General features: G+C 44.8%; 12 protein-coding genes. 9 read left to right on the top strand and 3 right to left on the bottom strand.

From position 1 onward, the window contains the following. Positions 1–8: 8 nt before the first annotated feature. On the bottom strand, positions 9–731 hold the full coding sequence (locus tag GGD38_RS35675) for a head GIN domain-containing protein (protein ID WP_375303611.1): 723 nt from the start codon (positions 729–731) through the stop codon (positions 9–11). A 31-nt stretch (positions 732–762) separates the two neighbouring features. Continuing rightward, complete coding sequence (locus GGD38_RS35680) at positions 763–1488, bottom strand: head GIN domain-containing protein (RefSeq protein ID WP_375303612.1); 726 nt, start codon at positions 1486–1488, stop codon at positions 763–765. Between the two features lie 193 nt (positions 1489–1681). Between GGD38_RS35680 and GGD38_RS35685 the strand changes: the two genes are divergently transcribed. From GGD38_RS35685 to GGD38_RS35715, 7 genes are all read left to right on the top strand, one after another. Beyond that, a complete protein-coding gene (locus GGD38_RS35685) occupies positions 1682–2056 on the top strand; it encodes a hypothetical protein (protein WP_375303613.1) in 375 nt (124 codons plus the stop codon). Positions 2057–2100: 44 nt separating this feature from the next. Next, positions 2101–2472 (top strand): hypothetical protein, encoded by a 372-nt coding sequence (locus GGD38_RS35690; protein ID WP_375303614.1) that lies wholly within the window; start codon positions 2101–2103, stop codon positions 2470–2472. Between the two features lie 163 nt (positions 2473–2635). Beyond that, positions 2636–4174, top strand: coding sequence for a glutamine-hydrolyzing GMP synthase (guaA, locus tag GGD38_RS35695; protein WP_375303615.1), 1539 nt, complete (start codon positions 2636–2638; stop codon positions 4172–4174). A gap of 152 nt (positions 4175–4326) precedes the next feature. Beyond that, positions 4327–5577: an amino acid ABC transporter substrate-binding protein gene (locus tag GGD38_RS35700; protein ID WP_375303616.1), complete on the top strand. Its 1251-nt coding sequence runs from the start codon at positions 4327–4329 to the stop codon at positions 5575–5577. Between the two features lie 126 nt (positions 5578–5703). Continuing rightward, the gene (locus GGD38_RS35705; RefSeq protein WP_375303617.1) at positions 5704–6708 is read left to right on the top strand and encodes a ligase-associated DNA damage response exonuclease; all 1005 of its coding nucleotides are present in this window, start codon (positions 5704–5706) and stop codon (positions 6706–6708) included. A gap of 128 nt (positions 6709–6836) precedes the next feature. After that, entirely contained in the window at positions 6837–8471 is a 1635-nt protein-coding gene (locus GGD38_RS35710; RefSeq protein ID WP_375303618.1) for an ATP-dependent DNA ligase, read from the top strand. A gap of 355 nt (positions 8472–8826) precedes the next feature. Continuing rightward, complete coding sequence (locus GGD38_RS35715) at positions 8827–10209, top strand: hypothetical protein (protein ID WP_375303619.1); 1383 nt, start codon at positions 8827–8829, stop codon at positions 10207–10209. 110 nt (positions 10210–10319) lie between these two features. Here the strand turns inward: GGD38_RS35715 and GGD38_RS35720 are convergent, their stop codons facing one another. Continuing rightward, positions 10320–11939 carry a T9SS type A sorting domain-containing protein gene (locus GGD38_RS35720; protein ID WP_375303620.1) on the bottom strand — a complete coding sequence of 540 codons (1620 nt, stop codon included), beginning with the start codon at positions 11937–11939 and terminating at the stop codon, positions 10320–10322. Between the two features lie 337 nt (positions 11940–12276). Between GGD38_RS35720 and GGD38_RS35725 the strand changes: the two genes are divergently transcribed. Further along, positions 12277–15012 (top strand): ligase-associated DNA damage response DEXH box helicase, encoded by a 2736-nt coding sequence (locus tag GGD38_RS35725; protein WP_375303621.1) that lies wholly within the window; start codon positions 12277–12279, stop codon positions 15010–15012. 806 nt (positions 15013–15818) lie between these two features. After that, entirely contained in the window at positions 15819–16490 is a 672-nt protein-coding gene (locus tag GGD38_RS35730) for a response regulator (RefSeq protein WP_375303622.1), read from the top strand. The last annotated feature ends 161 nt before the right edge of the window (positions 16491–16651 follow it).

Consider the following 16651-nt stretch of genomic DNA (forward strand, 5'->3'; position numbering starts at 1 on the left):
TATGATCGCTAATCAACTTTTCTTAAATCGCCGCTCCCACTCTTACTACTACTAACTACCTGGGCGCCGCCTTTGTAGCGAATATCGCCACTGCCGCTGATGCTGGAAGTTACTTTAACACTGGAGAATACATCAATATCGCCGCTACCGCTGCTACGAACGTTTGCTTCTTCTGCCCTTAGGTCCATGGCCCTGATATCGCCGCTGCCGGTACATTTGCCATGGAATTGTTTTGTTTCTCCGGAGAGTTTTACATCGCCGCTGCCGCTAATACTGGCCTCCACTTCGGGCGCATCAACATCCAACTTCACATTACCACTGCCCGTTGAATTGATAGTAATTCTCGAATCATTCGAAATTCTTGTTTCGGCTGTTATATCGCCCGAACCCGTATTGGCAACCCGGCTGAACGAAGGGGCGGTAACATAAATTTTCACGCCCTTATGTGTACGCAGCCAGGTGTTGTCTTTCGTTCGAATGTTCAAAACGCCATTCTCTTCCTGCAGGTCTATATAAGGAATGATATTTTCTTCTGCCGTTATCTTAACATTTGAGGGGCTGCCTTCACTAAGTATTACATCAAATGAGGTATGTAATTCAACGCCATTGATATCGCTGATAGACTTGCTTTGGGTGGTCAGGTTACCATTTCCTTTTACCCTATGCCCATCCATCATACAGGATGCGCCCAGTATTACGATGGCTAATACAATTCCAGTGATCTTCTTCATAAAATAGTTTGGTTATATTGTTGAATATATTTTATTGTACCTGAGTTATATTGCCGCTACCGGTTACGCTTTTACTGGGGGTTACATTCCCTTTATATTTTACGTTACCATTGCCGGTGATATTTATATCGAGCTTTACACTGGTACTTACGTCAACATCACCATCACCTAATATACTAACTGTTGCTTCCTCTGCTAGCAGATCCATTGCTTTTATATTTCCTTCGCCCACCACTTTACATTCAACGTTTTTCGACTGCCCTTTTAACTGAATATTGCCTATTCCGGTAACAACAGCTTTTATTTCCGGAGCATCTACATCGAGGTTTATATTTCCATCGCCCTGCAATTCAATTTCCAGTTTCGACGGGTCGGTTATGGCGGTTTGTCCTTCAATGTCGCCCATGCCCTGGGAATGTATTTTACTAAGCTGCGGTGCGGTTATGTACACTTTAATTGGCTTAATGTTAACCAGGTTAACATTATTTTTCGCCTTTACCGTTAAGCTGCCGTTTTCAACATAAGTCTCTATATAAGGTAAAATGTTACTCTCGGCTTCAACTTTTACCGAGGGGGTGCTGCCTATAGCAACATATAAGTTTAAATTGCCCAATGTTGATACCCCTGTAAAATTGCCCGGATTTCTGTTTTCTGAAGTTACCTGGCCATTTCCGTTTACGCTTTCGCGGTTACCGATAGAACCACAGCTTGCGGCCAGCAGGGAGGTGAATACAAAAAGTAAAGTCCATTTTCTCATTGTGACAGGTTTAAATTGTTAAGTGGTTCAAATTAACCGGTTTTTGCGTTATTTGACGCAGTAGAGGCAGAAAATGTTACGGAGATGCACAGTTATTGGCGCTTTCTGCACACTTATCGCCAATATTGGCACAGATATCAATTCTTAACATACAGTTTAATAGTTTGCCGTAACTTTCAATCAAACCTTATTTATGAATAAACTTATCCTTCCCATTCTGCTTGGGATCTTTGCAATGTTCTTTTCCGGCACAACAGCTCCCGTAAAAAAATGCGGTCCAGGTATCAATCTTGATAACCTTGCAGGTATGGGCGTTAGGATGGTAGAAATAATAAACACTTCTGCGGGTGTAAGTAACACGTACTATAATCCAACATTTCCTCTTATCCATGTTGAAATTCAGGGCATGCAGGGACAGTATATAATCAGATTTACTTTCGATCATGACTCAGATGGTGTGCTACAGTTAAATGGCAATCCGATAGAAAATTTTAGGGAAAAAGGAAGCGTGGAAACATCCTTCTATGCATGGTGCGGTTCAGGATACGATGTAAACATTACCAATTAGCCTGGCAGGAACAGCCGGGCCTTATAGAAATCAAAATCTTAATTATGAATAAACTTATCCTTCCCATCCTGCTTGGGATCTTCATGTTGTCCTTTTCTGGAAAACCTGCGCCCTTTAAAAAATGTGGTCCGCACATCACCATCGACAACCCCGCCGGTATCGGCGTTTTTTATGTAGAGGTTATTAACATTGCTTCGGGCATAACTACCACATACCAGAATCCCACTTTTCCATTTTACCATGGTAGCACAAATGGCAATGGCGGACAGTATGGCGTTAGGTTTACTTTTGATCGTGAGTCAGATGGTGTGCTCAATTTAAATGGAAATCCTGTAGAAAACTTTAGGGAAAAAGGAGATGTGGAAGTATGGTTCAATGCCTGGTGCGAGGAGTACAATGTATCCCTCACCAATTAGCGGACACTTTTCCCTGGGCTTACGGCTTGCAGTCGTATTCGCTTTACGCTTTTATTGGCCTTTGGCTTTCAGCCTTCATCCTTAGGCCGTATTCTGTATTTGCCTTTGGCTTTCGGCTTTCAGCTTTCGGCTTTAAGCTGTATTTTCTTACCTTCGCACCACCATGACGGAAAAGATTCTTATTCTCGATTTCGGCAGTCAGTATACTCAATTGATTGCCAGGGCCGTCCGGGAGGCCAACGTGTATTGCGAAATAATTCCCTATCACAAAAAAGTTGAAATTGATCCTTCGCTGAAAGGTATAATCCTGTCGGGTTCCCCCTTCTCGGTGAACGATCCCAATGCCCCGGAAGTAGACGTACAAGCCCTGCACCAGCAACTGCCCGTTCTGGGTGTTTGTTATGGCGCCCAGTTAACTGCCAAACAATTTGGCGGACAGGTGGCCAAAAGTAACAAACGCGAGTACGGCCGCGCCCTGATGCATAAGCAAACCGACGACGTTCTGCTGAAAGATGTGATGGACCAATCGCAGGTTTGGATGAGCCATAGCGACTCCGTGCTGCAAATGCCCGACGGTTTCAATGTACTGGCCACTACCGACAGCATTCCTTTCGCCGCCTTTAAAAAGAATGGCGCAGCAAACGCCAACCCACTGTATTGTGTACAGTTCCACCCCGAAGTATACCATTCGGTAGAAGGTAAAAAGATCATTAAGAACTTTCTCGTAAATATCTGCGGCTGCCAGCAAAGCTGGACGCCCGCCCACTTCATCACCGACACCGTTAACGCCCTGAAAAAACAGATCGGCAACCGCAAAGTGATCATGGCTATGAGTGGCGGTGTTGATTCAACTGTTGCCGCAACCCTTATACACCGAGCCATCGGCAACAACCTCTACGGAATTTTTGTCGACAATGGTGTACTGCGTAAAAATGAGTTTGAGCAGGTGCTCGACATTTACAAGACCATTGGCCTGAACGTTAAAGGCGTTAACGCCAAACAAATGTTTTACGATCAGCTGGCAGGGAAAACCGATCCTGAAGCAAAACGTAAAACCATCGGCCGTTTGTTTATTGAAGTGTTTCAGCAGGAAGCCAAATCATTTGAAGGTGTTGAATTGTTGGGACAGGGTACTATTTACCCCGATGTGATCGAGAGCGTTTCTGTACATGGTCCTTCAGTAACCATCAAATCGCACCACAACGTAGGTGGCCTGCCCGATATCATGCATCTTGAACTGGTAGAACCTTTGCGTTTCCTGTTCAAAGATGAAGTTCGCCGCGTAGGCGCCGAATTGGGAATTCCCGCCGATCTGTTGAACCGCCATCCGTTCCCCGGCCCCGGTTTGGCCATTCGTATTCTGGGAGAAATAACGCCCGAAAAAGTACAATTACTACAGGAAGCCGATCACCGCTATGTACAGGGTTTGAAAGAACATAAACTGTACGACCAGGTTTGGCAGGCAGGCGCTATTTTACTGCCCGTAAAAAGTGTTGGCGTAATGGGCGACGAAAGAACGTATGAGTTCACCGTAGCTTTACGTGCCGTTACCTCGGTTGATGGTATGACTGCCGACTGGGCTCACCTCCCTTATGAATTTTTGGCACATATTTCGACTGATATAATTAACAACGTAAGAGGCATTAACCGGGTGGTTTACGACATCAGCAGTAAGCCGCCTGCAACGATAGAATGGGAGTAAACGTCTAAGTTTATATAATATAATAATGTGTGCCACGTTTTTCCAGCTCTGCTTAAGATAAACGTGGCACATCTTTGAATGACCAATGCTGTATTATGGGATGTGTGAATATATAAATGACATTACAACAGTTAGTCTATAAAGCATTCCCTATGATGAAAAAATGGATCGTATTATCGCTTTCATGCCTTGTTATGGTTCTGGTAGCGCCTGTATTTGCTCAAATTACACCAACTACACAGCCTGCAACTACTACAACCACAACAACGGTGCAACCTGTAATGGCACAGCCAACAGATACCACCGGTCGTCAACGCATAGCGATCTTTACACCACTGTATCTCGACTCAGCCTTTGATGTGGCTGGCAATTACCGGTACGACGCTAAAACCTTTCCCCGCATTGCTAGCGCAGGCCTCGAATTTTGGGAAGGCGCAGAACTGGCTATCGATTCTTTAAGAAAAGAAGGTATCGAACTCGATATTCATGTATATGATACCAGAGCGCCACAGCAACAGTTCGACTCCCTGGTTGCCAGTGAAGAATTCAAAACAACCGATCTTATGATCGGACAGGTAAAAGACGCAACAGAAGCGGTAAAGTTTGCAACCCTTGCTGCTACATTAAATATCCCGTTTATCAATGCCAGCCTGCCGAACGACCAGGGTATTACAAATAACCCGTACTATGTTATTCTTAGCCCAACCCTGCAAACGCACTGCGTAGGCATTTACCGGTTCCTGCAAAAGAATTATTCTTTACAGGACATTATCGTATTCAGAAAGAAAGGCGATGATCGCGTAAAGAATTACTTTACAGAGTTTGAAAAAACAACCGCAGTAAAGCTGAAAATAAAATACGTAACCCTCGAAGATAACTTTACACAGGATAAACTGTCGATATATCTCGATGATGAAAAACCGAATATTTGTGTGGCCGGAAGCATAGATCCTGCCTTTGCTCAACCACTTTGTCAACAGCTGGCATTGTTAAGTAAAGCCGGTAGCCCTAATGTGGTTATTGGTATGCCAACCTGGGACCAGGTTGACTTCGACAAATCGCAATACAAGAATCTGGAGATCGTTTACAGCACCGCGTTCTATATTGCACCCGCTGGTAAACAGGCGTCAACGGTATATGAGAATTTCAAGACAACGTTCTACTCACGCCCATCGGATATGGTTTTCCGTGGTTACGAAACCCTATACCATTTTGCGCATTTATTAAAGCTGTACGGCCACAACCTGGGTTCAAGCCTGAGCGATAAAAAATATATGCTCTTTGGTGGTGAGTTTGATATACAACCAGTGATCAACAGAGCTACCATGACCCTCGATTATTTCGAAAACAAAAAACTGTACTTTGTTAAGAAATTAGATGGGGCGTTGAAGGCTGTTTATTAGTTTTTAGTTTTAAGTTCTTAGTTAAATATATAGTTGTGCCATCCCGATAAATCGGGATGGCACAACTTTTTTTACAGTAACTTGAAACAAGGAACTAAGAACTAAGAACTCAAAACTGGCTTCCTCATGCCACTAATAACCTTTACAGATAAAGGACTCTATTGTGAGCAGGGCAAGTTCTATATAGACCCCTGGCAACCGGTTGAAAAAGCGGTGATCACCCATGCCCATAGCGACCATGCCCGTCCCGGCAGCCAGGCCTACCTTTGCCATCGTAACACACTGCCTTTATTACAACTGCGACTAGGGCCCAACAGCTACCAGGTTGTTGAATGGAACGAAAAAGTGTATATGAATGAGGTTACGGTATCGCTGCATCCTGCCGGACATATCATTGGTTCTTCGCAAATACGGATTGAATACAAAGGCGAGGTTTGGGTGGTGAGTGGCGATTATAAAATTGAAGATGACGGATTCAGTGGCGTGTTTGAACCCATTGCCTGCAATACGTTTATTTCAGAATCAACATTCGGGTTACCCATCTACACCTGGAAACCGCAGCACGAAATATTTCACGATATACAAAACTGGGTGCGCAGCAATGAAGTGGCCGGTAAAACTTCTGTATTGATAGGTTATAGTCTTGGCAAAGCGCAACGCATCTTAAAAGCACTGGAAGAAGTTACCGGCAATATTTATGTACACGGCGCCATTTGGAATGTGCATGAAACATTATTGAAGGCGGGCTGGAAGTTGCCAGCTGTACAACGCATTACACCCGAAATGCCTAAAGAAACATTTAAAAGCAGTGTGGTTATTGCACCCCCATCGGCAGATGGCAGTGTATGGATGCGGCGCTTTACTCCACATAGCACGGGCATTTGCAGTGGCTGGATGCAGGTGCGCGGCCACCAGCGACGCAGAAATGCCGATGCCGGCTTTGCACTTAGTGATCATGCCGATTGGAATGGATTGTTACAGGCCGTTAAAGCCACCGGTGCACAAAAAGTATTTATTACCCATGGCTTTCAATCGGTGTTCAGCAGGTATTTGAATGAAATAGGTATAGAGGCTGCGGAGGTAAAAACAGAGTTTGGAACAGAAGAAGAGGAAGCACAATTAGCTAATTAGCTAATGTGATAATGTGACAATTCCTTATGTGCAACAGGCTAAGTAATTGCAGGCCCTCCTATTTAAATGGAAGGCCGCACAGAGGCATTATCACATTATCAAATTATCACATTATCACATTATGACTTATGCATCTATTTGCTCAACTAATATACACACTAAGTGGTAGCACCAAAACAAATGAAAAGCTTCAGGCCTTGGCTGAATACTTCACGCATGGTAATGAAAAAGATAAAGTATGGGTGATTGCCCTTTTCAGTGGCCGACGGCCACGCCGTACCGTTAGCGGCACCCAGCTGGCAGTGTGGTGCACCGAAATGGTGAACCTGCCCATATGGCTATTTCAGGAATGTTACCATACAGTAGGCGATCTGTCGGAGACCATTGCCCTATTGATACCAGAAACAAAAGGTTGTTTTTCCCCCTCTTTTGGAGGGGGCCAGGGGGAGGTCCGGGAGGGCGCCAAACCACTTCACTACTACGTTGAAAAATTCCAGCAATTAGAAAAAGCAACCGAAGAAGAAAAGAAAACATTTATCATACAATCGTGGCAGGAACTGAGCAGCCGCGAGCGGTTTGTATTCAACAAATTATTATCAGGTACTTTTCGTGTGGGCGTATCGCAAAAGCTTATGGTGAATGCATTGGCCCGTACGGTTAAACTCGATGCCAATATTATTGCCCATCGCATCAGTGGTAATTGGGACCCCGCCACCACCACATTTGAACAATTGCTAAGTGAGCAGGCTACCCAAACAGATCATTCAAAACCCTACCCTTTCTACCTGGCTTATGCGCTTGAAACGCCGCTCATCGAATTAGGCGAGCCGGCCGATTGGCAGGCTGAATGGAAATGGGATGGCATTCGCGGCCAGGTAATAAAAAGAAATGATCAGCTGTTTGTTTGGAGCCGGGGCGAAGATCTTATTACCGACAAGTTTCCCGAGTACAGCATATTGCAAAGTATACTGCCAAACGGCACTGTTATCGATGGCGAAATTCTTCCTTATAAAGACGGACAGGTACTAAACTTTAATGTACTGCAAACCCGCATTGGCCGTAAGAATATCACTAAAAAGAATCTGCAGGAGGCGCCCGTTGGATTGTTCGCCTATGATCTGCTTGAACTGAATGGCGAAGACATGCGCGCCCTCGCCTTATCAGAACGCCGCGCCAAACTGGAAAAACTCATCACCGGTTTGCAGATCCCCTGGTTGCAACTATCCCCTATTGTTACATTCAGCAATTGGGATGAATTGACCACCCAACGCGGGCAAAGCCGCAACATCAATAGCGAAGGATTGATGTTGAAAAGAAAGGCATCGGCTTACCAGGTTGGCCGCCGCCGCGGCGATTGGTGGAAATGGAAGATCGATCCCCTCACCATCGATGCTGTAATGGTATATGCACAAAAAGGCGCTGGCCGACGCAGTAACCTGTATACCGATTACACGTTTGCAGTAAAAGATGGCGACAAACTGGTGCCGTTTACCAAAGCTTATTCCGGGTTGACCGATAAAGAATTTGCACAGGTAGATGCATTTGTAAAAAGGAATTCACTCGAAAAGTTCGGGCCAGTACGCACCGTAAAACCCGAACTGGTGTTTGAAATAGCATTTGAAGGAATAGCAGCCAGCAATCGCCACAAATCGGGCGTGGCATTACGTTTCCCCCGCATAAGTCGTTGGAGAACTGATAAGTTGCCTACAGATATAAATACGCTTGAGGATCTGAAGAAAATGCTTGAGTTGTATGGAAAGTGAGGGCGTGAATGGTGAGTGGTGAGTGGCTCGCGAGTGTTCAGATTTATTTACGACCTTGCACCGCCCGAAACTTATTGCCGATTGCCGATTGCCGATTGCCGATTGCCGATTGCCGATTGCCGATTGCCGATTGCCGATTGCCGATTGCCGATTGCCGATTGCCGATTCACGTTTCACGTAATTCACCATTTAACATTTTCTTCAATCCAAAGCACCTCACTAACTCCTTGATTCTTACTTCAATTTCATACCTCCTACCTCTTACATCGTACTTCTTATTCTTAAAAGCAATCAGTAACCAGCATGTAAAAAACTTACTTTGTAACTTAGAGTATCAATTAAGGGGGATTTTCGAATGAAGAAATGGTTAGTTCTGACGCTGATCGTCATCAGCGGCGTAGCATTTACAACTGTGCTCACTAATGGCATATATGAGCCTGTTCCTGTTCCGCCCAGTGCACAACGCACCGGTGGCAACGTGCAAAAAGGTTATGAGTACCTTACAACCGGCGATTATGTAAAAGGGGGCATCCCGTATAACATGTTCAAACTGGGTATGGGTAAAAGCAGAACCAATTACCTTGAACGCACAGGGAAAAACGAAGATATTTCCCACGAATACACAGCTATTACTTCTGCCAACGGTGAAATACTGGTAGCACCTAATTGTATGCAATGCCATGCCCAGGTGTTCGACAACAAACTGATAATGGGTCTTGGTAATTCTTTCAGTGATTTCACAGAAAACGAAAAGCTGAACGTCAGCCGGCTGAAGACCGCAGAGAGCATGTTAAAGTTGACTGCGCCCAATAAATACAAAGCTGCTAAACCATTTTTCGACGTAGCTAAAACCATCACTCCCTACCTTCATGCCGAAGTACAGGGTGTTAACACAGCCGACAGGCTGGCAGCCGTGCTGGTAGCGCATCGCGACCCCGTTACTTTTAAATGGAATGCAGAACCGCAATTGCAGATCCCTGACGGGGTTGTTCCTTCCGATGTACCACCATGGTGGTTGCTGAAGAAAAAGAACGCCATGTTCTATAATGGCTTTGGGCGTGGCGATTTCGGTCGCTTCTTAATGGCTTCAAACCTGCTAACGGTGAACGATACTGCCGAATCGCACGAAGTAGATAGCCATATGCCCGATTTGCTCGCATATATCTATTCGCTGGAGCCTCCTAAATATCCCGGCACTATAAATGCCGAGCTTGCCAGCGAAGGCGAAAAGATCTTTAATAAAAAATGTTCAAGCTGCCATGGCACCTATGGCGCTGCAGAAAAATATCCGAACCTGCTGATTCCCGAAGCAATCATTCAAACCGATTCGCTGTTATATAAAAGCAATTATAGCAGTCCGCAGTTTGTGAACTGGTTTAATCAAAGCTGGTTTACTTCTGGCGATCACCCTGCGCGGCTGGAGCCATTTGAAGGATACATTGCACCACCGCTCGATGGTATTTGGGTTACAGCGCCTTATTTGCACAACGCATCTGTACCAACGCTTGAAGCCCTGCTTAACAGCGACCTTCGTCCCAAATACTGGAGCCGCGATTTCAACAAACAGGAATATGATTATGAAAAAATTGGCTGGAAGTATACCAAAGAAGAAAAACCAGGCGGCAAACATATTTACAATACCAACCTGCCCGGCTATGGCAATTATGGTCATACGTTTGGTGATAAATTAACGGAGAAGGAGAGGAAGGCGGTGATAGAATATATGAAGACGTTGTGATGAAGTTGACGAGTTAACAGGTTAACAAGTTGACAAGGAGTTGAAAAGGCCCCAAAAAACAAACCCCGCCATAAGCGGGGCCTGATGTGCAAAATAACCCTCGTGTAACATCATTTAGTCAGCTTCTGCATTGCAATATGTTCGCCTGCTTTTATCTGCAAGAGATAAACACCGGGTAGCAGCGCCGACAAATTACCAATAGCGATGGTATTACGTCCCACCAGTCCTGTCTGCTGAGACCTTTTTACCAACCGGCCACTGGCATCGTACAGCGCTACCTGAATCATTCCGGCTTTCTCCAGTTGCATACTTATTTGCAAATTATCTTTAAAAGGATTGGGGAACACTTCTGTGTTTGTCAAAAGCATATTCCCGGTTTTTACAGTTACCATATTACTGTAATACACAGCGCCATCAACAGTGGTTTCGCGCACCCTGTAATAAAGGGTGCCTGTTACAGCCGGCGTATGTGCATATACATACGGTGTGGCCGCATCATTGGCGCCGGTTTTAGCCAGCTCACCTACTTCAGTAAACAAACTGCCATCCTGGCTATATTCAATGGTAAAAGAACGTACATCAAATTGCATCAGGGCCTGCCAGTTCAATTGTACCCGGCCGTTATTATAAACCGCCTGCAGCGATGATAGTCTTATGGGCAACACAGCACATGATGCCGGATTATCTAATGGTGGATTGTACAAAGTTGTATCAACAGCAGCCAGTGAAGTATTAAAGATCAGGTTGCTCTGCGTGCCAGGCACACTGGCTGCATTAACCGTGAGTCGTTGTGCACCTGCGCCGTAGCCGGCAATAGCGCCGTTGTTACCAATACCACCAGCCACATATAAACTACCATTTCCCGTTAGTGTTCCATTATTAGAGAATGAACCACCTACCCGCAATTGGGCAGTACTGTTATTAACATTAAAAGTACTTCCATTGATGGTATATGAACCATTCACTTTAAACAACCCATCGTTACGGGTACGAATAGAAGAAGTTACCGCGCCTGTAATAACGATCTTACCGGTATTTACCAGTGAATCAGAAACTGTACTACTGCTTATGTTATTATTATTGCCCCTGAATACAGCTATATTCTCATTGTAGAAAGTTCCGGTTAAACTAAGGTCGCCCCCTACGTTTACTCTTCCCCGGTTAGTGACTTTAGAGCCGCTGCTGATGCCAAAACTATTTGTAAAATTCATTACGCCATAGTTATCAACCGTTGAGTTATTGGCTACCGTTGTACCCTGCGCAAAGGTCATGGTGCCACAAGCGCTATTTGTCATGGCGAGTGTAACGCTACCCTGGTTCCAATTACTGTTCCAGTTAAAAGTGCCATTATTAACGAATGAGGCGCCGTTGCTTAGCGAAATGTTATTTATTGTAACGGTGCCATTGTTGGTTACGGCGGCAGAAAAAGTATTCGCCTGGTTAGGAGAGAACTGCCCACCCATTTGAATTTCTATAGTAGATCCATTATTGGTAGAAATGTTTCCTGAGTAAGTGCCTCCACTAATGATCACCATTTTGGCGCCATTGTTTAAAGTAATGTCACTGGTTACACCTGTTGTGATACAGGTGATTTGTCCGTTATTAATTGTTCCGGTAGCATTGGCCGTACTGCCGGCCGGGCATTGGGCGGTAGCCACCCTGGTGGCAAACACCACCATATTAATTGCCAATAACCAACGAATATTGGCCGGGTTACAAAATAGTTTCATGCGGGTCAGGGGTTAAGTTGCGTGCAAACATTAACCAATCGCAGGCCAGTTTACAATTACAGGGCATACCTGAGCCGGTTGTCTTTTCTCCCCCACCGCTTAATTATCTGTATTTATTACACTTACATCCATTTGCCATCATTAATGAAATACACTTAGGCATGTTGGGAAAACATATACCAATACCTATTTAATTCCCTGTACAGGAAATTTTTTCCCAATCAGAGACTACCCTATTATAAACTCCCCTCCCCCTTCCAGCCAAAAAGTGCTAAATTACTTCGCAAAGGAAAAGGCATTCAATACACGGTTCGTGTTGCTGACATGCCCTTGTGTTATGAGGCTTCAAAATTCTACCGGATATAAGATCATCGCTAATTGGCTGGCTAATAAAAACCTGCATCCGTTCACCTTTCAGGAAGAAACCTGGCAACATATTATTAATGGTAAAAGCGGACTGGTAAATGCACCTACCGGCTGCGGAAAAACATTTTCCGTTTTTCTGGGCGCCATCATTGACTTTATTAATAAACACCCCGATAACTGGCAATCAAAAGGCAATAATGGGTTGCAATTGTTATGGATAACCCCATTACGGGCATTGGCCAAGGATATTGGCCGAGCCATGGATGAAGTGATCAACGAACTGAATATGGAGTGGAAAGTAGGTATTCGCAACGGCGATACCGACATAAGCGAACGGCAGCGCCAAAAACGCAAAATGCCCGAAGTGCTTATCATTACCCCCGAAAGCCTGCATCTGCTATTAGCGCAAAAAGGGTACCCAGCTGTTTTTGAAAACCTGCAAATACTGGCGGTTGACGAATGGCATGAGCTTATTGGTTCAAAACGAGGCGTACAGGTTGAACTGGCGGTTTCGAGATTGGTGGCTATCTGCAAATCGCAATTAAGAGTATGGGGTATTTCTGCAACGATAGGTAATCTCGATCAGGCAAAAGAAGTTTTGCTATCACCAATACTCAATAACAATTCAGCAATAAGCAGAGAGAGACAGACAGAGATTAGTGGCGAGTCTGCCAGCTCCCCCTCCACCGGAGGGGGCCGGGGGGAGGCCAGCCGGGACGAGGCCGCCGTTACAGTAAAAGCCAACATCCGCAAAGACATTGTCATAGAATCTATCATCCCCGATGAAATTGAAAAATATCCCTGGGCCGGCCACCTGGGCTTAAAGCTCATACATAAAGTGCTGCCCATATTAAATACAAGCCGCACCACCCTTATATTCATCAATACCCGGGGCATGAGCGAGCAATGGTACCAGGCATTATTAACAGCGGCCCCCGATCTGGCAGGCGCCATAGCCTTGCACCATGGCAGTATTGAACAGGAATTACGCATTTGGGTTGAAGAAGCCCTGCATACCGGTAAGTTAAAAGCAGTGGTTTGTACCGCCAGTCTTGACCTGGGCGTTGACTTTCGGCCTGTTGAAACTGTTATACAGGTTGGTTCGCCCAAAGGGGTTGCCCGCTTTTTACAGCGCGCCGGCCGAAGCGGCCACGCACCCGGCGATGTAAGTAAGATCTATTTTCTGCCCACGCATTCGCTCGAACTGGTTGAAGCCGCTGCCCTCAAAAGCGCCGTGGAGGAAACATTTATTGAAAGCCGCGAACCCATGGTGTTGTGTTTTGATGTACTGATACAATACCTGAGCACCCTGGCCATTTCAGACGGCTTTAGGCCCCATGAAATTCTCGAAGAACTACGCTCTACCTTCTGCTACCGCGATATAACACACAACGAATGGATGGCCATTCTGGAATTTATTACCACCGGCGGCAATGCATTGGCGCAATATGATGAATATAAAAAAGTAGAGATCATTGACGACCTGTATCGTATTACCAGCCGCCGCATAGCTATGCGGCACCGCATGCATATTGGTACCATCGTAAGCGAATCAATGATGAAGGTGAAATTTGTAAGCGGCGGATTTATTGGGGTTATAGAAGAATGGTTTGTTACCCGCCTGTCGCCCGGCGATGTATTTACCCTGGCGGGCCGGCAGCTGGAGCTGGTGACCATTAAAGATATGACGGCGTTGGTGCGTAAATCAAACGCCAAAAAGTCGATAGTCCCCAGTTGGCAGGGCGGCCGTATGCCGCTGAGCGCTAAGTTGGGTAAGAAACTTCGTGAAAAATTTGAAGAGGCTAGGAATTTGAAAGAGTGTAGGCGAGGTCATGAAGCAGAAGTAGGAAGTAAGAAATCAGAAATAAGAGAAAAAAAATCCAAGAAAACAGATCAGAAGCCATCAGTAGGGGAAACGCCGCTGCGGGAATCCTTTCACGTTTCACGTTTGCCGTTTCACGACCAATTGCCGATTACCGATTCACGATTGCCGGATATTGAACTCCAGGTTCTAAAACCCTTATTCCAGCTTCAGGAACAACTATCACACGTTCCAGGCGCCAATGAACTATTAATAGAACACATTGAAACCAAAGACGGTTACCATTTATTCGTATATCCTTTTGAGGGGCGGCTGGTACACGAAGCTATGGCCGCCATACTGGCCTGGCGTATAAGTAAAATAACACCTATTACTTTTTCTTTTGCCATGAACGACTATGGGTTCGAACTGTTGAGCGATCAACCTATACCGGTCGACGACACCAATGTTTACGAATTGTTCACTCCTCATAATTTACTGGCCGATATTCAGCGCAGCGCCAATGCAACAGAAATGGCAAAACGAAAGTTCAGGGATATTGCAGTAATTGGTGGATTGATATTTCAGGGTTACCCCGGCGAGCAAAAGAAGGCGCGGCATTTACAATCTTCCGCATCGTTGTTATTCAATGTATTTTCAGAATATGAACCGGGTAATCTACTATTACGCCAAAGCTACCAGGAAGTGTTCGATCAACAAATGGAAGAAGTACGACTACGCAATATGTTAGAACGGGTACAGCAATCGAAGATCATAATCACATTTCCACAGCAGTTAACCCCATTCTGTTTTCCTATTAAGGTAGATAGTATGCGCGAAAACCTTACATCGGAAAAACTCGAAGACCGGGTGAAAAGAATGCAGGCCCAGCTGAATTCCCAATAGCGGTGAAACATGAAACCCTGATATTTATACACATTTACATTTATTCTAAATAAATCTATGACGTTCAACGTTATTCACAGCGTTTCCCACAAAAGGAAAGAAAAATGCCTGCCTTTATTTTGCCGTACCGTTATGCACGAAAAAAAAAGCAGGCATAGTAAATTTTACACACAGCTCTAACCAACAACAGTTAAAATACTTTTCAGAGGATCAAAAGGTTCTCGACAAGGTTCTCTGAAATTGATTCCATAAGCTAGGGATTAATACGAGCCAAAAACAGCCAGGCCTTTCCAGGAATTGATTACGGGTACGCTGTTTTCAAAGGTTTACGAAGGATAAAGAGAGAACGGATGTGCGCGTGTTTTTACAGGGACGTTATATTGACTAAAAGTAAAAGGCAAAAAGTTGATTGACATTGGATTTTGCCGGTTTTTCTTGGATATCAGAATGACTTTTGGACGGTTGAATTATAAGGACTTTGGACGATACGAGGTTGCCAATCCCCGTCAATCAACTTCTATCCAAAAATAGGTGTGTATAACTATGTGGACAAGAGCAGAAACGCCCTATTTAATTTATTCAGTATTTACCGAAGGATTTAGTAAGATTCACATACTCGCAGCAGGTGAAATACACATATACGTCGTAAACTTACCTTGCAATTTGTTTTACGTATATTCCGAAATAATATAATTTCGTAAATCTGCTATAGTATTTGTCACGAAAATTTAAGACTTTGGGGGCGAAATTGGAAAGGTGTAAACAGACATTTTCAATCCCTTATCTTATAAAAAAATACAACCCGCATGAAAAAACCTGACACCGAAGGCGTTATTAGAGTAGCCATTGCCGACGACCATGCCCTATTCAGGGCAGGAGTCCGTACAGCCCTGGCTGCTAAAAGGGATGTAGAGCTGATAGCCGAAGCCGACAACGGCATGCAGCTCTTAAACCTGCTCAGACACATCGAACCAGACATTATTTTGCTGGACATTCAAATGCCTATTATGGATGGCATTCAAACACTGCCTGAGATTCGCAAACTTCGGCCAGAAGCAAAAGTTATCATTCTCTCCATGCACAATGATCATTCAATGATCAGTAAGCTTATGGAAATTGGTGCCAACTCTTACCTCACCAAAAACTCTGATTCGGAAACCATTTACCAGGCCATTAAAACGTGCTTCGAACAGGAGTTCTTTTTTAATGAGCTTACCAACAAGGCATTGCTCACCGGTTTGCGTACAAAACGCACTGATGTGGCCGGGCCCCAGGATGTAAACTTATCCGAAAAAGAGATCAGAGTGCTTAAGTTGATGTGCGAAGAGAAAACCACCAAGGAAATCGCTGATATCGTAGAGATCAGCCCCCGTACCGTGGAAGCTATCCGTGACAAACTCAAAACCAAAACCGGCGCCAAATCAATGGCCGGCCTGGTTATGTACGCGGTTAAAAATGGTATAATAGCCCAAGACTAAAATAGCTCACGTTCCATCAGTCAAAATGTCTGTAAAAGTCCGGTCTCGATATTCTCGGGATCGGATTTTTTTTGCCCCTACTTCATACCTCCTTGCAGTTTTCTTTGGGTCTTCTTATAGTTTAACGCAGACCAACCCCATACCAAACCCAGACCAAACGC

Source organism: Niastella sp. OAS944 (assembly GCA_024809215.1).
GTDB lineage: Bacteria > Bacteroidota > Bacteroidia > Chitinophagales > Chitinophagaceae > Niastella.